General features: G+C 71.5%; 19 protein-coding genes, 1 tRNA gene, 1 other RNA gene and 1 pseudogene. 10 read left to right on the forward strand and 12 right to left on the reverse strand.

The window, feature by feature from the left end:
• Positions 1–56 precede the first annotated feature (56 nt).
• Together VYL96_RS01975 and VYL96_RS01980 are read right to left on the reverse strand one after the other, a co-directional pair.
• The gene (locus tag VYL96_RS01975; RefSeq protein WP_131886421.1) at positions 57–461 is read right to left on the reverse strand and encodes an Rv3143 family two-component system response regulator; all 405 of its coding nucleotides are present in this window, start codon (positions 459–461) and stop codon (positions 57–59) included.
• A 119-nt stretch (positions 462–580) separates the two neighbouring features.
• Positions 581–668 (reverse strand) — tRNA-Ser (locus VYL96_RS01980).
• 96 nt (positions 669–764) lie between these two features.
• Here VYL96_RS01980 and ffs point away from each other — a divergent pair.
• The 5 genes and pseudogenes from ffs to recR all read left to right on the forward strand — a co-directional run.
• Positions 765–859, forward strand: an RNA gene (ffs, locus tag VYL96_RS01985) — signal recognition particle sRNA small type.
• A 63-nt stretch (positions 860–922) separates the two neighbouring features.
• Positions 923–2,197 (forward strand): aspartate aminotransferase type Ic, encoded by a 1,275-nt coding sequence (locus VYL96_RS01990; protein WP_131886420.1) that lies wholly within the window; start codon positions 923–925, stop codon positions 2,195–2,197.
• 533 nt (positions 2,198–2,730) lie between these two features.
• The gene (locus VYL96_RS01995) at positions 2,731–5,442 is read left to right on the forward strand and encodes a DNA polymerase III subunit gamma and tau (protein WP_131886419.1); all 2,712 of its coding nucleotides are present in this window, start codon (positions 2,731–2,733) and stop codon (positions 5,440–5,442) included.
• Between the two features lie 135 nt (positions 5,443–5,577).
• Positions 5,578–5,913: a YbaB/EbfC family nucleoid-associated protein gene (locus tag VYL96_RS02000; RefSeq protein ID WP_007632582.1), complete on the forward strand. Its 336-nt coding sequence runs from the start codon at positions 5,578–5,580 to the stop codon at positions 5,911–5,913.
• Positions 5,914–6,025: 112 nt separating this feature from the next.
• Positions 6,026–6,631, forward strand: a pseudogene (gene recR, locus VYL96_RS02005) (recombination mediator RecR); the annotation flags it as partial.
• A gap of 153 nt (positions 6,632–6,784) precedes the next feature.
• Here recR and VYL96_RS02010 read toward each other — a convergent pair.
• The 3 genes from VYL96_RS02010 to VYL96_RS02020 form a co-directional block, all read right to left on the reverse strand.
• The gene (locus VYL96_RS02010; RefSeq protein ID WP_207913598.1) at positions 6,785–7,714 is read right to left on the reverse strand and encodes an amidohydrolase family protein; all 930 of its coding nucleotides are present in this window, start codon (positions 7,712–7,714) and stop codon (positions 6,785–6,787) included.
• 386 nt (positions 7,715–8,100) lie between these two features.
• Positions 8,101–8,961, reverse strand: a complete 861-nt coding sequence (locus VYL96_RS02015) for a type 1 glutamine amidotransferase (protein WP_131886418.1) — start codon at positions 8,959–8,961, stop codon at positions 8,101–8,103.
• Entirely contained in the window at positions 8,958–10,271 is a 1,314-nt protein-coding gene (locus tag VYL96_RS02020) for a MurT ligase domain-containing protein (RefSeq protein WP_131886417.1), read from the reverse strand. Before VYL96_RS02020 ends, VYL96_RS02015 begins: the two co-directional genes overlap by 4 nt.
• A gap of 175 nt (positions 10,272–10,446) precedes the next feature.
• Between VYL96_RS02020 and VYL96_RS02025 the strand changes: the two genes are divergently transcribed.
• The 3 genes from VYL96_RS02025 to VYL96_RS02035 all read left to right on the forward strand — a co-directional run bounded on the left by VYL96_RS02025 (position 10,447) and on the right by VYL96_RS02035 (position 13,345).
• Positions 10,447–11,388: an exonuclease domain-containing protein gene (locus VYL96_RS02025; RefSeq protein ID WP_131886416.1), complete on the forward strand. Its 942-nt coding sequence runs from the start codon at positions 10,447–10,449 to the stop codon at positions 11,386–11,388.
• Positions 11,389–11,543: 155 nt separating this feature from the next.
• Complete coding sequence (locus VYL96_RS02030; RefSeq protein ID WP_131886415.1) at positions 11,544–12,905, forward strand: aspartate aminotransferase family protein; 1,362 nt, start codon at positions 11,544–11,546, stop codon at positions 12,903–12,905.
• A gap of 8 nt (positions 12,906–12,913) precedes the next feature.
• Positions 12,914–13,345: a phage holin family protein gene (locus VYL96_RS02035; RefSeq protein WP_061229682.1), complete on the forward strand. Its 432-nt coding sequence runs from the start codon at positions 12,914–12,916 to the stop codon at positions 13,343–13,345.
• 91 nt (positions 13,346–13,436) lie between these two features.
• Here VYL96_RS02035 and VYL96_RS02040 read toward each other — a convergent pair whose 3' ends face one another.
• From VYL96_RS02040 to VYL96_RS02060, 5 genes are all read right to left on the reverse strand, one after another.
• The gene (locus tag VYL96_RS02040; RefSeq protein WP_131886414.1) at positions 13,437–14,537 is read right to left on the reverse strand and encodes a peptidoglycan recognition protein family protein; all 1,101 of its coding nucleotides are present in this window, start codon (positions 14,535–14,537) and stop codon (positions 13,437–13,439) included.
• A gap of 246 nt (positions 14,538–14,783) precedes the next feature.
• On the reverse strand, positions 14,784–16,643 hold the full coding sequence (gene leuA / locus VYL96_RS02045) for a 2-isopropylmalate synthase (protein ID WP_131886413.1): 1,860 nt from the start codon (positions 16,641–16,643) through the stop codon (positions 14,784–14,786).
• 159 nt (positions 16,644–16,802) lie between these two features.
• Positions 16,803–17,240 carry a GNAT family N-acetyltransferase gene (locus VYL96_RS02050; RefSeq protein WP_131886412.1) on the reverse strand — a complete coding sequence of 146 codons (438 nt, stop codon included), beginning with the start codon at positions 17,238–17,240 and terminating at the stop codon, positions 16,803–16,805.
• Positions 17,241–17,364: 124 nt separating this feature from the next.
• Entirely contained in the window at positions 17,365–18,162 is a 798-nt protein-coding gene (locus VYL96_RS02055) for a trypsin-like serine protease (protein WP_082767814.1), read from the reverse strand.
• A gap of 88 nt (positions 18,163–18,250) precedes the next feature.
• Positions 18,251–19,186: a DMT family transporter gene (locus VYL96_RS02060; RefSeq protein WP_131886411.1), complete on the reverse strand. Its 936-nt coding sequence runs from the start codon at positions 19,184–19,186 to the stop codon at positions 18,251–18,253.
• Between the two features lie 71 nt (positions 19,187–19,257).
• Here VYL96_RS02060 and VYL96_RS02065 point away from each other — a divergent pair, with 71 nt between their 5' ends.
• On the forward strand, positions 19,258–20,520 hold the full coding sequence (locus VYL96_RS02065) for an aspartate kinase (RefSeq protein WP_131886410.1): 1,263 nt from the start codon (positions 19,258–19,260) through the stop codon (positions 20,518–20,520).
• 24 nt (positions 20,521–20,544) lie between these two features.
• Here VYL96_RS02065 and VYL96_RS02070 read toward each other — a convergent pair whose 3' ends face one another.
• Positions 20,545–21,135 (reverse strand): hypothetical protein, encoded by a 591-nt coding sequence (locus tag VYL96_RS02070; RefSeq protein ID WP_131886409.1) that lies wholly within the window; start codon positions 21,133–21,135, stop codon positions 20,545–20,547.
• 182 nt (positions 21,136–21,317) lie between these two features.
• Between VYL96_RS02070 and VYL96_RS02075 the strand changes: the two genes are divergently transcribed.
• Positions 21,318–21,722 (forward strand): hypothetical protein, encoded by a 405-nt coding sequence (locus VYL96_RS02075; protein ID WP_131886408.1) that lies wholly within the window; start codon positions 21,318–21,320, stop codon positions 21,720–21,722.
• Between the two features lie 198 nt (positions 21,723–21,920).
• Here VYL96_RS02075 and VYL96_RS02080 read toward each other — a convergent pair whose 3' ends face one another.
• Positions 21,921–23,321: an IS1380 family transposase gene (locus tag VYL96_RS02080; RefSeq protein ID WP_131886407.1), complete on the reverse strand. Its 1,401-nt coding sequence runs from the start codon at positions 23,319–23,321 to the stop codon at positions 21,921–21,923.
• Positions 23,322–23,332 lie beyond the last annotated feature (11 nt).

Here is a 23,332-nt window from a genome sequence, read left to right on the forward strand (position 1 = left end):
GGCCGAACGGTGTGTCGGCGCAGGTTAGACGGCGTGGCGGGCGCGCGCGGCGGCGCTCAGGCCGGGGCGAGGAGCGCGTTGACGGTGTCGCGGAGGCGCAGCGGATCGATCGGGTGCGGCACCGACGCGTCGGCGCGCGACCAGTCGGCGAGCCAGCGGTCGTCTGCGCGGCCGATCAGCACCAGTAGAGGCGGGCAGCGGTCGAGCTCGTCGCGCAACTGCTTGGCCAGGCCCAGGCCGCCGGTGGGGGTGGCCTCCCCGTCGAGGATCGCGAGATCGATGCCGCCGGCGTCCATGTTCTCGACGACGACCGGGGCCGTCGCGACCTCCACGTAGTCGAGTCGGGGCAGGTCCGGGTGCGGGCGGGTGCCGAGGGCGGACATGACGCGTCCGCGGGTGGTGGCGTCATGGCTGTAGACGAGCACCCGGAGGGCGACGTCGTGGCCTGCGGTCTCGGTCACGATCGCGACTCTACCCACGGCGCGGGGCGGGGCCGGGTGAATGGACGGCCGAGCCCGTCGCGGGCGCCGAAATGAGAGACGCGGCCCGGTGCTCGCCGAGCTCCGGGCCGCGTCCGCGGCGGAGGATAGGGGATTTGAACCCCTGAGGGGCTATAAACCCCAACCCGCGTTCCAGGCGAGCGCCATAGGCCACTAGGCGAATCCTCCGTGGAGGACAATACCGAGGAAGGCCGAGCGGAGGCAAACCGTCGTCCTCCGGGGTGGGTGGCGTGCGGGCCCGGGGGTCGCCCGGCTAGACTCGTACCCGGACCCCGCGCGGCGTCCATCCTGTGAACTCCCCCAGGGCCGGAAGGCAGCAAGGGTCAGCGGGCTCTGGCGGGTGCGCGGGGTCCCCTTATGTCTTGGGACATGTCTTAGGGCACCAACACCACCGATGTAGTCGACCCACGCCGGAGGCCACCGTGGCGCTGTCCGATCTCCCCGCCGACGACCTGGCTCGCCTCGAGTCGCGACTGGCCGCCGAGTACGACGCGCTCGCGGACAGGGGGCTCGCCCTGGACCTCACGCGCGGGAAGCCCTCGCCCGAGCAGCTCGATCTCTCCGAGGGGCTGCTGTCCCTGCCGGGGGAGGGGGACCACCTGGCCGGCACGACCGACGTGCGTAACTACGGCGGCGGCGCCGGGCTCCCCGAGCTGCGGTCGATCATCGCGGAGCTGCTGGGCGTCGAGACGGGCCGGGTGATCGCCCAGGACAACGCCAGCCTGTCGATCATGTACGACCTGCTCGTGTTCTCCATGCTGTTCGGCACGCCCGACTCGCAGCGGCCCTGGAAGGACGAGCCCGCCCTGCGCTGGCTGTGCCCGGTGCCCGGGTACGACCGCCACTTCTCCATCACGCAGGCCCTCGGCATCGAGATGATCCCCGTGCCGCTCGGGCCCACCGGTCCGGACATGGACGAGGTCGAGCGCCTCGTGGCCGCCGACCCGTCCATCAAGGGCATCTGGTGCGTGCCGATCTTCGCCAACCCCACCGGCGCGGTCTACGACGACCACACCGTCTCCCGTCTGGCGCGCATGGCCACCGCCGCCCCCGACTTCCGCGTGGTGTGGGACAACGCCTATGTCGTCCACACGCTCACCGAGGACTTCCCCAAGGTGCCGGACGTGGACGCCCTGGCCGCCGAGGCCGGGCACCCCAACCGCTTCTGGCAGGTCTGCTCGACCTCCAAGATCACCTTCGCCGGCGCGGGCGTGTCATTCCTGTCGTCGTCCTCGGCCAACCTGGACTGGTACCTCGGCCACACTTCCGTGCGCACGATCGGCCCGAACAAGGTCAACCAGCTCGCGCACGCGCGCTTCTTCGGCGACGCCGAGGGGGTGCGCGCCCACATGCTCCGCCACCGCGAGGTGATCGCGCCGAAGTTCGAGGCCGCGGCCGCTGCGCTGACCCGCCGTCTCGGCGAGTACGACGTCGCGCGCTGGACCCGGCCCGAGGGTGGGTACTTCATCGACCTCGAGGTGGTCGACGGGACCGCGACCGAGACCGTGCGCCTGGCCAAGGAGGTCGGGGTCGCGCTGACCCCCGCCGGCTCGGCCTACCCCTACGGGCAGGATCCCGACGACCGGCACATCCGCCTGGCGCCCACCCTCCCGCCGCTCGCCGAGGTCGAGACCGCGATGGACGTGGTGGGTCTGTGCGCGCTGCTGGCGGCGTGCCGCGCGGCGCTCGCCGGCTGACGTCCCGGTGGGCGGGAGCGCTGTAACAGTTGTCTCGCCAGCGTTAATCCGGCTTCTTACCGGAGTGGGCTCCGTTCTGTGGTCGGCCCGGCGCTCAACCGCGAAGTGACCAGCGGATCTACCTGCGAGTGATCTCGGACACGTTCCCGCATCCTGGGCGTAGCGTACCGCCGGTTAGGTAACCCTGTGACATGCGCAAACGCCTGCGGGCACGATTGTTGAGCACTTGTCAGCAACAGCAACGCCTTGTCCCGCGAGTGGGTCATCTGGTTGTATCTATCCCGTCCGGGCCAGAGGGATGCGGACATCGGAGTACAGCTGAGGGGCTGTGAGGGGCCGGTGTCAGGTATCGGTTCGGGAACCGTGCTGCGGGGGTCTGAGGGGGCCCGATCCGCGCGCGAGGGACGTCGGGAGGGGCTGCGCCAGTCGCGGCCCCTCCGGTCATTTCTGCTGAAAAGCGCGCCCACCCGCGGGGCGCCCGTCGGGACGCGATCGATCTCATCGTCGTCGTACCCCCTGGGTACCCTCTAGGCGTGGCTCTCTATCGGAAGTATCGCCCCGCCTCCTTCGCCGAGGTCGTGGGCCAGGAGCACGTCACCGAACCGCTGTCGGTGGCGCTGTCCTCCGGTCGTATCAACCACGCCTACCTCTTCTCCGGCCCGCGCGGCTGCGGCAAGACCTCGTCCGCCCGCATCCTCGCCCGCTCGCTCAACTGCGTCCACGGACCCACGGCCACCCCGTGCGGCGAGTGCGACTCGTGCGTGGCGCTCGCGCCCGGCGGCAACGGGACGCTCGACGTCACCGAGCTCGACGCGGCCAGCCACGGAGGTGTCGACGACACGCGTGACCTGCGCGAGCGGGCGTTCTTCGCGCCGGCGTCGTCGCGGTACCGGGTGCTCATCATCGACGAGGCCCACATGGTCACCAACGCGGGCTTCAACGCGCTGCTCAAGATCGTGGAGGAGCCGCCGGAGCACCTCATCTTCATCTTCGCCACCACCGAGCCGGAGAAGGTGCTGCCCACCATCCGCTCGCGCACGCACCACTACCCGTTCCGGCTGCTCACGCCGTCGTCGATGCGCGGGCTGCTCGAGCGGATCTGCGACCAGGAGGGCGTGAAGGTCGAGCCCACCGTGTTCCCGCTGGTGATCCGCGCGGGCGGGGGCTCGCCGCGTGACACGCTCAGCGTGCTCGACCAGCTCATGGCCGGCGCCGGCGAGGAGGGCATCACCTATCCGCGCGCGGTGAGCCTGCTGGGGGCCACCGAGGTCGCGCTCATCGACGACTCCGTCGACGCCCTGGCCGCCTCCGACGGGGCCACGCTGTTCCGGACCGTCGACAAGGTCGTCGAGGCGGGGCACGATCCGCGCCGGTTCGCGGCCGATCTGCTGCAGCGGCTGCGCGACCTCATCATGGTGCAATCCGTGCCGCAGGCGATCGAGCGCGGGCTGGTCGACGCACCGGTCGAGCAGGCCGAGACCATGAGGCGGCAGGCCGAGCAGATCGGCCCCGCCACTCTGGCGCGGTGTGCGGACATGGTGCACGAGGGCATGGCGTCGATGCGTGGGGCCACCTCGCCGCGGCTGCTGCTGGAGATCCTTTGCGCCAAGCTGCTGCTGCCGTCGGCCGATGATTCCATGGCCGCCCTGCTCCAGCGCGTCGAGTCGTTGGAGTCGGGGGCCGTGCGCCCTGGCGCCGCGCCGGTCGCCGCGGGTGGCGCAGGTGGCGCGCCCGCGCAGGGTGGCGGGGTAGGGGGCGACGACGACGAGGCCCGCACCGGCCCTGCCGGCGGGCCGGCCCCGCAGTCCGCGGCGCCGGCGGAGGGGCGCCCCAAGTTCGTCCGCCGGTCGCAGCAGCAGGCCGCGGAGGCCGCAGCGCAGCCGGCGCCGCCCGCCGCCGCGCCGGCGGGCCAGCGTGCGCCGGCTGCCGCGCCGCCCGCCGCTGCGCAGGGGCCGACTACGTCGGCATCGGCCCCGTCTGCGCCACCCGCCGGGGAGCCCGCGCCGAGCCAGCCGGCCGTGGCCGCCGATCCCGCCGCGCCCGCCGCGCCCGCCGTGCCCGGCGAGTCCGTCGCCGAGCAGCAGGCGTCCCACCAGTCGTCGCCACCCACCGGTTACCGGGAGCCGTCACAGGTGCCGCCGCAGCCGCCGGCGTCCGCTCCCGCCCCCGATGCGGGTGCCGCGGCGTCCGCCCCGGATCCGCGGCAGCCGGCGGTGTCCAGCCGGGAGCCGCAGGCCCAGTCCCCGGAACCGCACGCCCACGACAGGGCGCCCGCCCGTCCCGACTCGGGCAGCCCGTCGCCCGCCGCGGCCAGCGCGCCGTCCGCCGGAGCACCGAGCGCCCAGGAGGGCCCGACCGCCCCGGCCGGCCCGTCGGCGGAGCCGGCACCCGCTCCCACTCCCGCTCCCGCGCCCGACGCGGGATCGGCGGCGGAGACCGACGACCCGTGGCGGGACCGTCCCGCTCAGCAGCTCGAGCCGGGGGCCCCGTCGCAGCCCGCGCAGCAGTCCTCCGCCCCGGGCTCGCAGTCGCCGACGCCCACCGATCCCGAGTCGGGCCCCGAGGCCGCGCCCGAACCCGGACAGCCGGCGGCTGCGGCCTCGGCTCCCGGTATCGAGGCCGAGGACATCCGCCGCGCCTGGCCGGCGATCCGCGAGGCCGTCCGTACCCGCACCCGCACGGTCGAGGTGATGCTCGCCGGTGCGACGGTCGCGGGCGTGGACGGCCGGGTGATCCACCTGGTCCACGACTACCCGCCACTGGCCAAGCGGTTGTCCCAACCGCACAACGCGACCGCGATCACGGACTCGATCACGGAGGTCGTGGGCGGCGACTGGACCATCCGCTGCACCTCGGGAAGCGCGCCCGCCGGTGCGGGAGGCGCTCCGGCCGCCCCGGAGGCGGCTCCACCCGCACCCGGGCGGGGGTCCTCCGCGGGCCCTACTGACGCCCCCGGTTCTCCCCGACAGGGTGAGCCGCGGGGCTGGGAACGTCGTCTCCGCGCCGCGGACGCCACGCAGAGCGGAGCCGGCGGTCCGGGTGGCTACGACGACATCCCGCCTCCGCCCGAGGAACCCGACCCCGAGCCGGGCGAACCGGACAGCCCGCCCCCGCCGCCGGTCAGCGAGGACGAGATGGTCGACGAGGCGCGGAGCGGCCCCCAGAATCTCGACCACCGCACCGGCGAGGACATCGCGTTGGCCCTGCTCAAGGAGCACCTCGGGGCCCGTCCGCTCGAGCGCTGACCCACCCGGCCCGCCGCGCGCCGGGGCACGGTGTCCCAGCTGACGGTTACGCTGGACGTCGACCGACCGGGGCCGCCCCGGCAGGACCAGGCACGACCGCACCACCGCCCGCACACCGCCGAAAGGACCCCAGCCATGCAGCCCGGACCCGACATGAACGCCCTGCTCCAGCAGGCCCAGCAGATGCAGGCCCAGCTCGCCGAGGCGCAGCAGGAGATCGCCGCGAGCACGGTCGACGGTCAGGCGGGCGGCGGGCTCGTCACCGTCTCCATGCGCGGTACCGGCGAGGTCACCGGCGTGACCATCGACCCGAAGGTCGTCGACCCTGAGGACGTCGAGACGCTGCAGGATCTGCTCGTCGGCGCGTTCGGCGACGCCCACACCAAGGTGCAGGAACTCGCGGAGTCCCGCCTCGGCCCGCTCGCCTCCGGCGGCGGCCTCGGCGACATGATGGGCGGCCTGGGCATGTGAGCCCGCGGGACCCGGTGTGCACCGGGTCCCGCCACCCGGGGCCGGGGCGCCCCGGGCCCCGCCACCCGACGACGCAACCGTCGCCGGGCCAGCAAGAACACAGGAAAGCGCGATGTACGAGGGACCGGTCCAGAACCTGATCGACGAGTTCGGCAAGCTGCCGGGCATCGGGCCGAAGTCCGCGCAGCGCCTGGCGTTCCACCTGCTGCAGGCCGAGCCCGAGTCGGTCGAACGCCTCCGTTCCGCGCTGCAGGCGGTGGTGGAGGGCGTCACCTATTGCGAGGTCTGCGGCACCGTCGCGGCGGCCGAGCGCTGCCGCATCTGTTCCGATCCCCGCCGCGACCCCACCCTCATCTGCGTGGTCGAGGAGCCCAAGGACATCGAGGCCATCGAGCGCACCCGGGAGTTCCGCGGGCTCTACCACGTGCTCGGCGGCGCGCTCGACCCGATCAACGGCATCGGACCCAACGAACTACGCATCGCCGGACTCATGCGGCGGGTCGGGGCCGAGGTCGAGGGCGAGGAGATCGCCGAGATCATCATCGCCACCGATCCCAACACCACCGGCGAAGCGACCAGCACTTACCTGGCCCGCCTCCTGCGACCGTTCCCCGACCTCATCGTGAGCCGCCTGGCCTCCGGCCTGCCCATGGGCGCCGACCTGGAGTTCGCCGACGAGCTCACCCTGGGCAGCGCGCTGTCCGGGCGTCGCATCCTCTCCGGTGGCCCCGCGCAGCCGGCGCGATCGGGCGGCGTGCTGCGGCCCGAACAGGTCGACCCCGCGCAGCCGGCCGTGCCCGCCCCGGACACGGGCGCCTCGGCCCCGGCCGATCCCGCGAAGGACCCGGAGATCGGCTACCCGGGCACGGAGTCAGAGACCGAAGAGCCGCGCGGCATTTCCGTGCCACACCGCCCGTAGCCAGTCCTCGCCCAGCCCGAGCCCGGCCAGGGCCCCGAGCTGATGGGCGTACGGGTACGGGATGTTCGGGAAATCGGTGCCCAGGAGCACCTTGTGGCCCAGGTCGGCCAGCCGAGCACGCTCGGCAGGCGGGAAGGGCATGGTCTCCTCCACGAAGTCCGTGAAGGCCATCGTCGTGTCCAGGTAGACGTTGTCGTACCGCTCGGCCAGATCGAGGAAGTCCGAGTACTCGCCCATGCCCATGTGGGCGACGATCAGCGGCAGCTCGGGAAAGCGCTCGAGCACGGCGGCCACCGGCTCAGGACCCGTGAACTCGCCGGCCACCGGGCCCGAACCGCAGTGGATGACCGTCGGCACCTGCGCCTCGGACAACACGCCCCACACCGGGTCCAGCAGCGGATCCCGGGGGTCGTACTCGCCCACCTGGATGTGCGACTTGAACACCCGCGCCCCCGCATCGACGGCATCGCGGACGTAGTCGCCCGCCGTCGGCTCGGGGAAGAACGTCGCAGTGTGGAGGCAGTCGGGGTGGCGCGAGGCGAACTCCGCGGACCACGCGTTGAGCCACGCGGCCATGTCGGGCTTGTGCGGGTACAGCATCGACGAGAACGCCAGCACCCCGTACGACCGCAGCCGCTCGACCCGTTCGTCCTCGGCCTCGCGGTAGGTAATGGGCCAGGGACGGCCGATCTTGGGCCCGGCGGCATCGAAGTAGTCCCACACCTTGGCCATCACGCGAGGGGGCATGAAGTGCGTGTGCACGTCGATGATGCCCGGCAGCCCGAGTGGCTCCCACAGCGCGCGGACCTGCGCCGCCTCGACGGCGGGATCGGGAGGGGTCACGGACCCGGTGAGGGTGGCGGTGCCGTGGTGTTCACACATGCGTCCGAGGGTATGTCAGCGAACCCGGCCCGCCAGGGATTCGCGGCACGGATTCCGGCGTCACCCCCGAGGCGCAGGCGGGCCGAGCGCCGGACAGCCCCGATCCCGGGTCCCGGGTCCCGGGTCACGGGCCACGGGCCGCGGTGCGCTCACCTGGGCCGACAACGCCACCTCAGCCCGCAACGCCACCTCAACCCGCAACGCCGCCTATCGGATCGCGCTACGCCTTCGGGGTCCCATAGGTGGAGTTCCATCCGATAGGTGGCGGGACGGGCTCGATGCCGAAGGGACGGGCCTGATGTCGAGGGCACGAAGCGGCAGGCGGCGCAGGTCCACAGCGTCGCTGATCAGCGGCGGGCGGCGCAGGCGATCGGCGGAGGAGCTGCTCAGCGCCGGGCGGCCGCGATCCGCTCCCGGCGCAGCCGCTCCACCGCCGGCACCTCGACCGGCGGCAGCGAGTCCACGCCCAGCGCGCGGCACAGCAGCAGGTCGGCGAGCTCTGGATTGCGGGCCAGCACCGGCCCGTGCATGTAGGTGGCGAGGACCGAGCCTTGGACCACGCCCTCGACCAGCCCGCCGGCGGGGACCGACTGACCGTCCGGCACGCCGTTGCCCACACCGGAGGTGACCCGGCCCAGGGGAGCGGCGTCGGAGCCCAACACGGTGGCGCCCATGTGGTTCTCGAAGCCCGTGAGCGGCTGCGTCAGGCCGTCGACCTGCGGCGCCACCACCAGCTCGCCGATCGAGCGGGTGGCCTGCGGCGAGGTGGTGACGTCCAGCAGGCCGAGCCCGGGCGCGCGCGAGCCGTCCGAGACGACGAACCACTCACCGAACACCTGCATGCCGGCGCAGATCGCCAGCACCGGCGCCCCGCGCTCGACCGCGCGCTGCAGCCCCGGCGATGCGGACAGATGGCGGGAGGCGAGCTTCTGCGCCGCGTCCTCGCCGCCGCCGACCGTGTACAGATCGCAGGAATCGGGGACGGCGTCCTCGAGGGTGATCCGCACGATCTCGGCGTCGTAGCCGCGCCACCTGAGCCGCTGACGCAGGACCAGCGAGTTGCCGTCGTCGCCGTAGGTGCCCATGACGTCGGGCAGGACCAGACCGATCCGCACCGTCGACTCGGTGGGCCGGGCCGAGTCCGGGGCGACGGTGTCCAGCGGGGAGGCGGACGCGCCCTCCCGGCGGGCCCCCGCGTCGCGCGGGTCCGGATTGCTCTCGCCGGCGTGATGCTCGCTCATCGTCACTGCTCCTTCTGGTCCGCGTCGACGGGACGGTGCCCGGCGGCGGTCATGGCCCGCCCGAGGTCACGGAACGCCGTGTAATTGGCCAGCACCTCGACCCGTCCCGCGGGACAGCGCCGGATCGCGGCCAGCGGATCCGGCTCCAGCTCGTGGCGCACCCCGGCATAGGTGAGCCGCACCGAGAGGTCGGCGGCCCGCTCGCCCGAGGCGTACACGGTCACGCCCTCGAAGCTCTCGAACCGCACGTCCCACAGCCATGACAGGTCGACACCGTCGGCGACCTGCCCGTTCACCGCGATCACCAGGCCGTCGGCGGACGTGTCGATCATGCCCAGCGCCTCCTGCCAGCCGGCCGGGTTCTTGGCCAGCAGCAGGTGCGCGGACCGCCCGTCCACGTCGACGGTCGAGTAGCGGCCGGCCACGTCGTCGACCTGCTCGACCGCCCGGACCGCGGCGGCCGGGTCCGCGCCCATCGCCACCGCGGCCGCCACGGCCTGGGCCGCGTTGCCGCGGTTGGCCCGCCCCGGGATCGCCAGGGACAGGGGAGCGGTGAACCCGTCGGGGCCGTGGATCGCCTCGTCGTCGACCCACCAGTCCGGCTCGGGCCGCGCGAACTCCCGGCCGTCGGGCAGGGTGCCGGTCGACCGCCACCGCACCGCGCCCGTCTCGTCGATCGTCCGCGTGATCGGCTCCCCGGTGCGCGGGCAGCTCACCGAGTCACCCGCCCACGCCGACCCGGCCGCCACCCACACGACCTCCGGGTTGTCGTAGGCCACCGAGGTGATCATGACGTCGTCGCAGTTCGCCACCACCGTCGCCTGCGGCTGCGCGGCCACCCCGGCCCGCAGCCGCCGCTCGATCGCGTTGATCTCGCCCACCCGGTCGAGCTGATCCCGGCTGAGGTTGAGCAGGACGATCGCCTCCGGGGAGGTGTTCTCCGCGACGGCCGGCGTGTGGAGTTCATCCACCTCGATGGCCGCCAACCCGGCCACACTGTCGGCCACGAGGGCGGAGACGATCCCGGCGTCCATGTTGTCGCCGCCGGTGTTCGAGGCGACCCGGCCCACGGTCGACAGGGCGGAGGCGACCATCCTCGTCGTCGTCGATTTGCCGTTGGTCCCCGTGACCAGCACCGTTCGCCGGCCCGCCGCGAGCTGGCGCATGAGGCCCGGGTCGAGCTTGAGTGCCACGAGGCCGCCGATCATCCCACCCGACCCGCGCCCCGACACCCGCGACGCCCAGGTCGCGAGACGGGAGACGGCCACGGCCGCCCGGCCGCGGGGGGTGAGTGCGGTGTTCGCGCGGGAGGTCATGCAACGAGTCTAGGCAGCCCGCCCGGTCAGAACGGCGCCGCACCGCCGACCGCCGCCACCCCGACCGCGAGGTACGACGCCAGCGCGACACCGACACCGTGATGACGGGCGCGTGAACGTCATGACCTGCGACGGTGGCGCTCGGGATGTCGGAGGGGTCTGCGACCATGGGGGCATGTCGGGTTGGGTCGTGGTGGACGTCGAGACGTCGGGGATGACGCCGGCGGTCGACCGGGTGTTGTCGGTGGCCGCCGTGGTGATCGGTGACGACGGCGAGGTGGTCGAGGAGTTCGCGACCCTGCTCAACCCCGGGGTCGACCCGGGGCCCGTCCACGTGCACGGCCTCACCCCGGCCCTCCTCGCCGGCAAACCGCGCTTCCAGGACGTGGCGGCCGAGTTGGGCCGGGTGCTGGACGGGAGGACGGTCGTCGCCCACAACGCGGCCTTCGACGCGTCGTTCCTCGCCGCCGAGGCCAGGCGGGCCGGGCTCGCCCCGCCGCTCGAGAGGTTCGTGTGCACCCTCGACTTCGCCGGCCGGCTCCACCTGTCGACCGCCGACCTCAAGCTGTCCACACTGGCCGCCCACTTTGGCGTCCATCAGCGGGCCGCGCACGACGCCCACGACGACGCCCTCGTGCTGGCCGGGGTGTTCGCCGGTCTGCTCGAGGTGGCCGCCGCGAAGGACGTGCGCCCCTCGGTCCGCGAACTCGACGCGATGGTGGCCCACCCCGAGACCGGGTATCTGGTGTCCACGGTGTGGGCGGAGGCCCTCGCCGCACCCAGGCTGTGGCGTCCGGCCGGAAGGCTGAAGCGCGGCGGCGGGCTGGTGCAGGGCATGGAGGTGGTCTTCACGCAGGACGTGGATCGCGACCCGGAGGAGATCGTCTCCCTCGTCGTCGACGCCGGTCTCTACGTGGCCGACCGCATCTCGTCCCGCACCTCACTCGCGGTGTGCGACGCACCCGGCGCAGTGCGCGGACGCACCGCGTTCGCGCGGAAGAAGGGGCTCGAGCTGGTGCCGTGCGCCCGGTTCCAGGAGATGCTCGCCGACGTCGCCCCCGGCCGGCCCGTCGCCGGCGCCCAGGCCGTGGACAGTGCGCAGGAGGCGCTCTTCTGAGTGCTACGGTCCGGTCGCCGGTCGCCGGTCGCCGGTCGCCGGTCGCCCGCGGCCGCATCAGCTGATTCCGCATCGTGGAGCGCTCGTCCGGGAGGGCGGCGCGGAACTGACATGATGGCCGTGGACAACGCCGTCGACCACAGGAGTACTTCCCCGTGCCCGCACCCCAGAACGCCGCCGCCCGAGAGGTCTACGAGAAGGAACGCGCCCACGTCCTGACCCCGTGGTCGGCTTGGGGCACGACCGACCCGATGGTCGTCACCGCCGCCGAGGGCTGCCACCTGACCGACGGCGACGGGAACCGTCTCCTCGACTTCACGTCCCAGCTGGTCAACACCAATATCGGCCACCAGCACCCGGTGGTCGTCAAGGCGATCCAGGACCAGGCCGCCGAGCTGTGCACCATCAACCCGGCTCACGCCAACGCCGCCCGCGCCGAGGCCGCCCGCCTCATCGCCGAGGTCGCGCCCGCCGGGATGAACCGCGTGTTCTTCACCAACGCCGGCACCGAGGCCGTCGAGCACGCCGTCCGCATGGCCCGCCGCCACACCGGCCGCCACAAGACCCTCTCGGCGTTCCGCAGTTACCACGGGGCCACCACGACCTCGATGAACCTCACCGGCGACACCCGCCGCTGGGCCAACGACATGGGCAACACCGGCGCCGTGCACTTCCACGCCCCGTTCCTGTACCGCTCGCAGTTCTACGCGGAGAACGAGAAGCAGGAGTGCGACCGCGCGCTCGAGCATCTCGACTCGCTCATCGCGCTCGAGGGGCCCGACCACTTCGCCGCGCTCATCATCGAGTCGGTGCCCGGCACCGTCGGCATCATGGTCCCGCCGGCCGACTACCTGCGCGGCGTGCGCGAGATCTGCGACAAGTACGGGATCGTCATGATCTGCGACGAGGTCATGTCCGGGTTCGGCCGCACGGGCGAGTGGCTGGCTCTCGACAACTTCCGGTCCGGCGACGACGACTGGGCGCCCGACCTCATCACCTTCGCCAAGGGCTCCAACTCCGGGTACGTCCCGCTCGGCGGCGTCATCCTCCACGACCGGATCGCCGCGTCGTTCGAGACCACGCCGTACACCGGTGGCCTCACCTACGCCGGGCACCCGCTGGCCTGCGCGTCGGTCGTCGCGACCATCAACCTCATGCGCGACGAGAAGATCGTCGAGAACGCGAAGATGATCGGCGAGGACGTGATCGGCCCGCGCCTGCGCGAGCTCGCCGAGAAGCACCCGTCGATCGGCGAGGTCCGCGGCCTCGGCGTGTTCTGGGCGGTGGAGATGGTGGCCGACCGCGAGACACGCGAGCCCCTCGCCCCCTACGGTGGATCCTCGGAGGCCATGGCGCGGACCTTCGCGACCGCGAAGAAGGACGGGCTGCTGCTGTTCATGAACTACAACCGCTTCCACGTGGTGCCGCCGTGCATCATCACCCCCGACGAGGCCAACGAGGGCCTGGACATCTTCGACCGCGCGCTCGACGTGGCCGATGACTATGTGAGGAGCTGACTCTTCCGATGGCGCTGGTACTGCGGCTGATCGTCAACGCCGTCGCCCTATGGGTGGCGACGCTGATCGTGCCGGGAATCGCCCTGCACGACACCACCGGCATCTATGCGCCCGGCGCCGGCGCCATCGAGAACGAGGTGAACGTCCCGACCATCACCGCGCTGCTCATCGTGGCCGTCGTGTTCACGCTGGTTAACGCAGTGGTCAAGCCGATCGTCCAGCTGCTGTCCCTGCCGCTGACGATCATCACGCTGGGGCTGTTCCTGCTGGTCGTCAACGCGCTGATGCTCATGTTGACCGGCTGGATCACCACGACGTTCCAGCCGTTCGGCGCCGAGTACGTGGTCAGCGGGTTCTGGGCGGCCTTCTTCGGGGCGATCGTGGTCGGCCTCGTGAACTGGGTGTTCGGGATGCTCCTGCCCACGCGCGCCCGCGACTGATCGGCGCTGAGGGCCCGGCGCGGCCGCGAGCCGCGGCCGCGCGCTGCGACCCGCGCGCTGCGACCGCCCTGCCCGCGCGGCCCGGCCGCGGTCAGGAGCCGAAGGCCGCCGAGGAGATCGCGGTGGGCGTCCAGCCGTTGGCCGCGTGATCCCGGATGAACTGCATCTGCGGGTAGAAGGAGTTGCCCGGGCACGCCGTGCCGCCCCAGTCGCGGTGGCCCGAGACCGCCATGATCGGACGCGTCGCGCCGCCCTGCGGGTTGCGGTACGTGATGCCCGCCCGCGGGTTGATGCCCGTGGCGCTGCACAGGGCGCGCACGCAGTCGATGGTCGCGCCCACGGCGGCGGCGGTCGGCGGCGCGCCGGTGAAGTCGCCCAGCAGGCTGATGCCGATGTTGCCGTTGTTGAAACCACCCACGTGTCCGGCGGTGACCACCGGGGGAGCGATGCCCGCGACGGGCGGGAACTGGAACACCGGGTTGCCCACCGGCGTGCCACCGCGGCCCTGGTAGATCCGGCCCTCCGGGTCGATGATCAGGTGATACCCGACGTCGCCCCAGCCCAGGGTGTTGGCGTGGTAGTTGTAGATCGCCCGCACGCTCGCGGCGCGGTCCGGTCCGGGCACGACCGCGGTGTGGTGGATCGTGATCGACTGCGCGGGGAAGTAGGTCGGCGCCCACCGGAATCCGGAGACGTCCCCGGCGCCCCACGCGGCACGCGGGATGATCGGCAGGCCGGCCAGGCCGATGCTGCCGAGACTGTAGTTGCGCGGGGTGCCCCGGCCGTCGTCGAAGACGGTGGCCTCCGAGCCGGCGGGGGCGTCCACCTCGTAGCCGACAGCGCCCTCGGGCGCGGCGACGAGCTCGGCGGCGGGCGTGCTGCCGGCATCCGGGGCGGAGTCCATGGCCTCGAGCGGGAGCCAGTCGCCCATGGAGCCGTCGGGGAACGCGAACCGGATGCGGCCGGCGATCTCCTCCGGGCTCGGGAACGTGACGCCCACGAAGCCGAGCGGGCCGTTGGGCTGTATCATGCCGCTGCCGGTGGAGATCGACTGCATGAGGTCCTGGGCCACGCCGAGGGAGCCGGTGGTGAACGGGTTGGCCCCGGCTACGGGACCGCGAACGGAGGAGGCGACGGCGGCGCCCACGCCGACCGATGCGGCTGTGAGGAACCCACGGCGTGTCACGGACATAACAGCTCCAGACTGATGTTTACGGACGGCAGACGCCATGCCTATCGGCGCGACCCGACGCCACATTACGCGCTTGTTGTAATCGAATCGAGACCGTCGTTACCGGAGTGATACATGCGACAAATGAGGTTCGGGGGGCGCCGTGGGTACACGAAAAGACCGTTCCGCACACCTTCACTCGGGTGATGTGTGCGGAACGGTCTTCTCGATGGTCGGGGCCGCGCCAGCCCGCCGGGCCTCAGCCCGTCACGGGGCCCAGGTACGCGCGCCCTCGACCGAACCCACGGCCTCAGCGCCCTCGGCCTCGTCGGCGTACGCACGGTTCACGGCGGAGACCACGGCGCGCAGGGACGCGGTGGTGATGGAACCGGCCCGGCCGACACCCCAGAAGACCCGGTTGCCGAACTGCACCTCGACGTACGCGGCTGCGGTCGCGTCATCCCCGGCGGTCATCGCGTGCTCCGAGTAGTCGAGGATGCGTACCTCGTCGTCGAACATCTCGTTCAGGGCGGCGACGAACGCCGCCAGGGGGCCGTTACCGGACCCCGTCAGCTCGCGCGTCTCGCCCTTCCACTTGATGACGGCCTCGATGAAGTCCTCACCGTCGTCGGTCTCGGCCGGCGAGAGCACCTGGGATATGCGCTCCATGGGTGAGATGCGGTCCAGGTACTCGAGGGAGAAGATGTCCCACATGGCCTTGGGCGTGACCTCGCCGCCCTCGGAGTCGGTGACGTTCTGGACGATCTGTGAGAATTCCATCTGCAGGCGCCGCGGCAGCTGCAGGCCGTAGTCGCTCTTCATGATGTAGGCGACGCCGCCCTTGCCGGACTGCGAGTTCACGCGGATGACGGCCTCGTAGGTGCGGCCCTCGTCCTTCGGGTCGACGGGCAGGTACGGGACCTCCCACGTGATGTCGGTGATGTCCTCGCCGCGGGCATCGGCCTCGGCCTGCAGGGCGTCGAAGCCCTTGTTGATGGCGTCCTGGTGCGAGCCGGAGAACGCGGTGAAGACCAGGTCGCCGCCGTAGGGGTGACGCTCGGGGACGGGCAGCTGGTTGGCGTACTCGACCGTGCGGCGGATCTCGTCCATGTCGGAGAAGTTGATCTGCGGGTCGACGCCGCGGGTGAGCATGTTCATGCCCAGGGTCACCAGGCACACGTTGCCCGTGCGCTCGCCGTTGCCGAACAGGCAGCCCTCGATGCGGTCGGCGCCGGCCTGGAACGCCAGCTCGGCGGCGGCCACGCCGGTGCCGCGGTCGTTGTGGGGGTGCAGCGACAGGATGGTCGAGTCGCGGTGCGCCAGGTTGCGGTGCATCCACTCGATCTGGTCGGCGTACACGTTGGGCGTGGCCATCTCGACCGTCGCCGGCAGGTTGATGATGATCGGGTTCTCCGGCGTCGCGCCCACGACCTCGGTCACCGCGTCGCAGACCTCCTTGGAGAAGCCCAGCTCGGTGCCGGTGAACGACTCGGGCGAGTACTCCCAGCGCCAGTTGGTGTCGGGGTAGTCCTTCGCGATGGTCGTGACCAGCTCGGCGGCGTCGGTGGCGATCTTCTTGATGTCGTCCCGGTCCTTACGGAAGACGACCTTGCGCTGGAGGATCGACGTGGAGTTGTAGAAGTGCACGATCACGTCGGACGCACCCTCGCACGCCTCGAAGGTGCGGCGGATGAGGTCCTCGCGGCACTGGACCAGCACCTGGATGGTGACGTCGTCCGGGATCGCGTCGTCCTCGATGATCTCGCGGACGAAGTCGTAGTCGGTCTGCGACGCGGACGGGAACCCGACCTCGATCTCCTTGTATCCCATGCGCACCAGCAGGTCGAACATGCGGCGCTTGCGCGCGGGGCTCATCGGGTCGATCAGGGCCTGGTTGCCGTCGCGCAGGTCCACGGCGCACCACTGGGGGGCGTGGGTGATGACCTTGTCGGGCCAGGTGCGGTCGGGCAGCGAGACGTCCTCGACCTCCTCGGCGAACGGCCGGTACCGGTGCCACGGCATGGAGGAGCCGCGCTGTTTGTTCCACGACGGCTGGTCGGGGCGGCCGGGCTTGGAGGGGGGCGTCAGGGTCGACGACGACGAGACGAAGGCATCAGCGGGATTCATTGCGGGGGCTCAACTTCCGTGGAGTTCGATCGTTTCAGGATCGGACCGGCGCGACGAGATCCCGCGACGGGGAGCCGGTCCGCTCTAGCGGGCCCCGCCGCGGCATCCAAGAAGGAGCACGCGCTGCATGCAGGTCACCATACACCTTCCCGCCGGACGTCACGGAATCGGAATGACGAAGGTGGTGGGGCCGGCGGTGATGTCGTTCGGGGTGCGCAGAGGGGAGCCGGGGCACAGGTCCCGGACATCGTCGTCGTGCATCGATCCCCAGACGCGTCGACAGCCGGCTTCCTCGGCCACCGAGACGGCCTTTTCGACGAGCCGGTGCGCGATGCCCTGGCGGCGCAGGTCCTCGCGGACGCGGATGCCGTAGACGAACAGGTCGGGGCTGTCTCCCAGGTGGCCGGTCTCCACGGCGACGAGCATCGCCACCGGGACCCCGTCGTGGAGGGCCATCAGGAGCAGGTTCGAGCCGCGGTCGAGGAAGTCCTGCGTCCACTCGGCGGTGGGCGGGGAGTCGAACAGGTCGCCCGCGGACAGCACGAGGTCCAGGTCTGCGCGCGAGGCGCGACGGATCAGGAGCTCCGGCGGGGTCATTTCTCCAGTGTGGCAAATAGCGCCGTGGTTCGGCACGGGCGCGTCGCCGGCGCACGTCGCGGGGTCGGGGCGGCGGGTCGGTCGGCGCATCTGTCTGCGTCTCGGGTGGGGGAGGGGCCCGCTGTCACCGGTGGGTGATCATCCAGTCGATCCACCCGTTCTGGGCCGGGATCGATTCGTACCACGCGGGGTTGGTCCCGTTCGGCTGGCGGCGACCGTGGTCGGAGCCGGAGTGGATGCCGACGAGGCGGTCGCCCTGGAAGACGGGCCCGCCCGAGTCGCCGAGGCCGTAGCCGCCCTCGATGGTGTGCGAGCGGCCGATCCGGGAGCCGCCGCGGGGTTCCATCCGGTCGAGGCGGGTGAGCCCGGTGCGCAGGTCGGCCGAGCGCAGGCCGCGGGGGGTGGTCTCGCCGAAGCCGTGGAAGCGCAGGACGGCGCCCGGGGCGGGGTCGACGCCGGCGCGCAGGACGGACGGCGACGGCGCGGGGTGGCGGAGCTTGATGAGCATGAAGTCCCCGGCGGGGGCCTTGTAGACGGCTTCCGGGGTGTGACGGCCGAAGCTGCCGGTGTCGAGGGAACCGAAGGCGCCGACGACCTGCGGGGTGGCGAGCGGGGCGGTGGTGGCGAAGCCGCCCGGCACGGTGGCCCAGTTGCCGAACCCGAGGGTGTAGGCGTTGGGGTCGGTGGGGCCGCAGTGGGCGGCGGTGGCGACCCAGCGCGGGTGGACGACGACTCCCGAGCAGGGCGCGCCGAGCACGCCGCCGAAGGTGGTGATCTGCACTGCCCACGGCGCCGGGCCCGAGGGTGCGCCGCCGACCACGGCGCCGGCGGTGGGGGCCGTGACCGCGAGCGTGGCGGCGACCGTCCCGACGGCCGCGCCGATCGCCGAGAGAAGCCGACCCGTGTGACGTGTGAGGCGCATGTGATTCAGCTTAGGCGATCGGGAGGCGAGGTCGGGCCGCTCGGCGAGAGTGCTCATAGCAGGAAAATCGCGTCCGCCGGTGCCCGCGTTACCGGGACGGCGGCTCCGCGCGGGTGTCGGGGGGTGTCTCCGACGGCGCCTCGTCCGACGGCGCCTCCTCCGCCTCGTCCTCCGACGGCGCCGGGTCGACCTCCTTGTGCGCGAGCCGCACCGTCGCCACGACCATGACGATGAGCGTGGCGGCGAGGATCGCCAGCTCGGGTCCGTCGACCGCGAACCACTCGCCGAGGACCACCACGCCCAGTGCGAGCGAGACCACCGGCGTGGTGACGGTCGAGGCGGGGACGGCCTGGTGGACGGCGCCGACGGAGAACGACATCTGTTGCAGCGTCAGGGCGACGACGGCGGCCACGACGAGCCCGTACACCTCGCCGGTGGTGGCCACGAGCAGCGGCCCGCCCTCGTAGAACCGGTCGGCGACGCCCTTGGTGAGGAGCGCGACGTAGGCGAACGCGGTGCCGCCGGCCACGCCCAGTAGCAGGGCACGGTTGCCGTCGGCGCGGAGCGCGCGGGAGAGGCGGAGGAGGACGACGACGACGAGGACGCCCGCCGCACAGGCCAGTGCCCACTGCCACCAGGGCGGATGTACCTCCCCACCGGTGGGCCGGCCGTAGATCACCAGCACGACCACGCATCCCGCCAGGACGTGGCCCCAGAGCAGTTCGGTCTTGGTGACCCGCCGCCCGGTCACCCATGCGCCCAACGGGAGGGCGAAGGTGAGTGAGAGGACGGTGATCGTCTGGACCAGGATGAGCGAACCGTAGATCAGCGCCAGCCCCTGGAACACGAAGCCGGCGAGGCTGATGGCCATGCCGGTCCACCAGTACCTGCTGGTGAGGATGTGGAAATCGCCCTCGCGTCGGCCCCTCGCGCGGCGCGGTGAGCGGTGCCGCATCACGGTGCCGAAGGCCTGGCTGAGGGCGGAGGCGAGGGCGAGGAGTACTGCCGCCCAGGTTTCAGTCATCACTCATGAGTAAACACCTCCCGTAAAGTGGGTCTGCGTTAAGCCGATCAACACCGGAAGGGTGTGACCGCGTGGCACTCGTAGTGCAGAAGTACGGCGGCTCCTCCGTGGAGTCCGCAGAACGTATCCGTCGGGTGGCCGAACGGATCGTGGAGACCAGGAAGGCGGGCAACGACGTCGTGGTCGTCGCCTCGGCCATGGGCGACACGACCGACGAGCTGCTGGACCTGGCCGACCAGGTCTGTCCCTCGCCGCCGCAGCGCGAGATGGACATGCTGCTGACGTCGGGTGAGCGCATCTCCAACGCGCTGCTCGCGATGGCCATCAGCTCGTTCGGGATGGAGGCCTACTCGTTCACCGGGTCGCAGGCCGGCATCATCACCACCACCCGACACGGCAACAGCCGAATCATCGACATCACCCCGGGCCGTGTCCGCGAGGCGCTCGATCAAGGCAAGATCGCCCTCGTCGCGGGCTTCCAGGGCGTGTCGCGTGAGACCCGCGACGTCACCACCCTCGGCCGCGGCGGATCCGACACCACGGCGGTCGCGATGGCCGCGGCGCTGGGCGCGGACGTGTGCGAGATCTACTCGGACGTCGACGGCATCTACACGTCCGACCCGCGGATCGTCCCGAACGCCCGCAAGCTCGACACCATCTCGTACGAGGAGATGCTCGAGATGGCGGCGGTCGGCTCCAAGATCCTCAACCTGCGCAGCGTCGAGTTCGCCCGCCGCTACCACGTGCCGCTGCGCGTCCGCTCTTCGTATTCGACCAACCCGGGCACGCTCGTGGCCGGAAAAGTGGAGGACATCCCCGTGGAAGACGCAGTCCTGACCGGAGTCGCTCACGACGCCTCGGAGGCCAAGATCACGGTGGTCGGCATCCCCGACCAGCCGGGGTACGCGGCCAAGATCTTCCGCGTCGTCGCCGATGCCGAGATCAACATCGACATGGTCCTGCAGAACGTCTCCAAGGCGGAGGGCAAGACCGACATCACCTTCACGTGCCCGCGCGAGGTCGGCGCCAAGGCGGTCGAGGTGCTGTCCAAGGCCAAGGACGATCTGGGCATCGACCAGGTGCTCTACGACGACAACGTCGGCAAGGTCTCCCTCGTCGGCGCGGGCATGAAGTCGCACCCGGGCGTCACGGCCACCTTCTGTGAGTCGCTGTCCGAGGCGGGTATCAACATCGAGCTCATCTCGACCTCGGAGATCCGCATCTCGGCGCTGGTCCGAGAGGACGAGCTGCCCGACAGCGTCCGTGCCCTGCACGCGGCGTTCGAGCTGGGCGGCGAGGAGGAGGCCACGGTCTACGCCGGAACCGGGCGCTGACCCCTCCCCGGGCCCCGGGCCGGATCAGGGGGCGGTGGGCTCGACGCTGGCGACGTAGCCGGCCAGGGGGGTGACGACGAGGCGGACCGTCGCGCCCCGCCGGAGCTGTCGCCGGGCGCGCGCGCTGCGGACCGTCCACTGGCGCACGCCGTCCGCGGTGTCGAGCACCACCTCGGTCCGGGGCCGACGCTTGTCGATGTTCTGGGGGTTGCGGGTGAATATCGCGTGCTGGAGGGCGTTGGGTAGGAAGTCGAGAGCCTGACGGTCGTCCAAGCTCAGGACCGTGCCGGTGACGGTCGTCCGCGGCGCGAGGTCGATCGCTCCCACGACCATCCGTGCGACGCCGAGGAGGCCCGTGGCCATCGCGCCGATGACGAGGAGCAGCGCGACGGCGCGGAGACTCTCGAGCTCGCCGGCGCCCGCGGTGACCTCGTCCGCGCCCCGCAGGCGCCGCCCCACCACCACGACGAACACCGAGACGGCGGTCTGGATCGCCCCGCGCAGGAGCAGCCCGTGTGGTGAGTGGGCCGACCACGGCCGGAGCGAGATCCCGAGTCTGCGCGACCAGTCGTTGGCGCCGTGTACCAACCCCTGACCCGACGGCGAGGCGACCATTCCTGCTCTCCCTTGCTCACGCGGTATGGGCCCACCATAGGCAGATCCCGAGAAAATAGGCGCCCCGCGGTGATTCGACACCATAACGAGACATGATGAACAGCGAATAGTGTGTTGGTCTGTGGTGAAGAGTTCCGATATCTGACTACTCCGGCGGTGGCGCTGGGAGAATCGAGACGATCATGCGTGCACGTCTCGTGCGGGCCGGGGCGGTGGTGTGGGCGGGACTCCTCGTGACGGCCGGTGCAGCCTGCGGCTCCGGAGGAGACGCGCCGGACGCGGACCCCGCGACGGAACCTCCCGTCCTGAAGCAGACCTCACCGTCGAGCGACTCCGGCTCCTACGCGTTCGGCACCGACCGCGACCAGCTCGCCGAGGCCGTCGAGAGGGCCTTCTCCACGCAGAACGGCACCGCGTGGTGGGAGGGCGACACCCTTGTCCTGTCGGTGGACGGGGACGCCGGTGGGCCGATCGCCGGGTTCACCGAGTGCCGGGTGCTCGACGGGCTGCTGCAGAAGCGCGACGCGAAGGTCGTCGAGTTCCCTAACGGTCGCGTGGACTGCGCGGAGGCGCTGTCGACGGGGTGAGGTCTGATCGGCGACATGGGGTCGGGGCGTCGCGGCCTATCTGCAGCTATGTGTTAGCCCCGCTGATTCACGGGCCGGTGTGACTGCTGCTGTCGGGTGACGGCGGGCTTGTTTTCGCGTGTGGGCGTGCGGGGGTGCCGGCTGGCGCTGCCGGTGGGCGGGTCTCCGGGTGGTGCTGTCGTGGGCGGGCAGGTGAGGTCAGGCTGGTTTGGGGATGGCGGCGATTGTGTTGAACACGGCGACGATGGCGGTGGCCCAGGGCCACGTTTCGGGGATCTTCACTTTTCGCCGTCGTCCGCTACGAGTCAGCCGGGCTGCCACGTGCAGGAAGCGGTAGCGCAGCGCTTTGGGCTCGCACAAGGCCAGAACTGCGGCCGCGCCGATGCAGGCCAGCATCCGCGTCCAGGCCACGAGATCCGCGGCGATCATCACCGCCACCAGCCAGGCCTGATTGAGCGCGAATTCCCGTGAGGGCAGACGGCCGAGCCCGGTGTCTTTCGCGTGGCGGATCCGGTCCTCAACCCGGGCGTGAGCCCGATGCCTGGCCTCGAGGAACTGCAGCTGACCAGTGATGGTGTTGGTCACGAACGCCTGGTAGCGCCACCCGTCGATCTCCTCGAACATCGACAACTGGGCGCCGGGGTGGGGCCGTTCGCGGCGCACGATCACCCGCATCCCGTCCGGCCACTTCGCGAGCATCCTGGAGGCGAGCAACCCGGTCAGCTCAGCAACTTCAGCCCCGTCGCGGATGTCGCCGGAGGGATTCAACGCTGGCCCCCACGCAGCCTCGGGAGTGATCGCAATGGCCCGGCGCAACGGGGCGGTGACCGAGAACCCGACCGAGTACTCCACCCGTCGACCGCGGATGCCGTTCTGTTCGGTGATCCACTCCAACAGGTCGTGGGAGGCGCCGGCGCCGTCGGAGCGGATCAGCAGGTCGCGCCGGTGAGCGGCGGGGATCTGGGCGATTGCTTGGCCCAGGACGTCGATGTGGTCGGCGGCGGTGTTGGACCCGGCGTTGCCCGGGCGCAGGCTCGCGGCGAGGAACTCTTCTGTGTTGTCGCACCACACGCCGATCGGGTGGTATCCGAACGTGCGCTTGTACGTCGGCGCGGCGTTCTCCTTCTCGCTGTGGGTGACCACGATGGTGGCGTCCACATCGAGCACGATCGTCGATCCGAGGTCCCGACCTGCACATTTGGATGCGGGAACCCCGCCGGGCAGGTGGGACCACACGTGACGCCGGGTACGGGCCCGCGCGACTTGGATCTTCTTACGCTTGCCGGCAGTGATCTCGTCCAGGGTCCGCCACACCGTCGGTGCTGAGGCCACCGGGCCCAGGGCGCCGGACTGGTGGCGCAGGACGCCGATGTCGGAGATGGACTCGCCGCCATCGGCGAGCATCACCGCGACATCGGTCAACACCCGGCCGCGGTCATGGATCGGGATGAACCGGCGGCGAGCCATGGCCCCTGACAGCTCGGTGGTCAGACCGACCTGATCAGCCAGAAGGCGTGGAGCGATGGCGCCGGCGTGAGAGATCACCCCGACACCATCGGCAGTAACGGACAGACCAGCCGACCACGAAGTACGCTTCACCTACCGAGTGC

Origin of the sequence: Dietzia maris (genome assembly GCF_036287335.1) — a bacterium.
Lineage (GTDB): Bacteria > Actinomycetota > Actinomycetes > Mycobacteriales > Mycobacteriaceae > Dietzia > Dietzia cinnamea.

What these genes read in the sequence shown, in the direction of transcription:
- VYL96_RS02000 (WP_007632582.1), top strand. Translation starts at nt 5,578, where the DNA reads ATGCAGCCCGGACCCGACATGAACGCCCTGCTCCAGCAGGCCCAGCAG.
- VYL96_RS02010 (WP_207913598.1), bottom strand. Translation starts at nt 7,714, where the DNA reads ATGTGTGAACACCACGGCACCGCCACCCTCACCGGGTCCGTGACCCCT.
- VYL96_RS02020 (WP_131886417.1), bottom strand. Translation starts at nt 10,271, where the DNA reads ATGACCTCCCGCGCGAACACCGCACTCACCCCCCGCGGCCGGGCGGCC.
- VYL96_RS02025 (WP_131886416.1), top strand. Translation starts at nt 10,447, where the DNA reads ATGTCGGGTTGGGTCGTGGTGGACGTCGAGACGTCGGGGATGACGCCG.
- VYL96_RS02035 (WP_061229682.1), top strand. Translation starts at nt 12,914, where the DNA reads ATGGCGCTGGTACTGCGGCTGATCGTCAACGCCGTCGCCCTATGGGTG.
- VYL96_RS02040 (WP_131886414.1), bottom strand. Translation starts at nt 14,537, where the DNA reads ATGTCCGTGACACGCCGTGGGTTCCTCACAGCCGCATCGGTCGGCGTG.
- leuA (WP_131886413.1), bottom strand. Translation starts at nt 16,643, where the DNA reads ATGAATCCCGCTGATGCCTTCGTCTCGTCGTCGTCGACCCTGACGCCC.
- VYL96_RS02050 (WP_131886412.1), bottom strand. Translation starts at nt 17,240, where the DNA reads ATGACCCCGCCGGAGCTCCTGATCCGTCGCGCCTCGCGCGCAGACCTG.
- VYL96_RS02055 (WP_082767814.1), bottom strand. Translation starts at nt 18,162, where the DNA reads ATGCGCCTCACACGTCACACGGGTCGGCTTCTCTCGGCGATCGGCGCG.
- VYL96_RS02060 (WP_131886411.1), bottom strand. Translation starts at nt 19,186, where the DNA reads ATGACTGAAACCTGGGCGGCAGTACTCCTCGCCCTCGCCTCCGCCCTC.
- VYL96_RS02070 (WP_131886409.1), bottom strand. Translation starts at nt 21,135, where the DNA reads ATGGTCGCCTCGCCGTCGGGTCAGGGGTTGGTACACGGCGCCAACGAC.
- VYL96_RS02075 (WP_131886408.1), top strand. Translation starts at nt 21,318, where the DNA reads ATGCGTGCACGTCTCGTGCGGGCCGGGGCGGTGGTGTGGGCGGGACTC.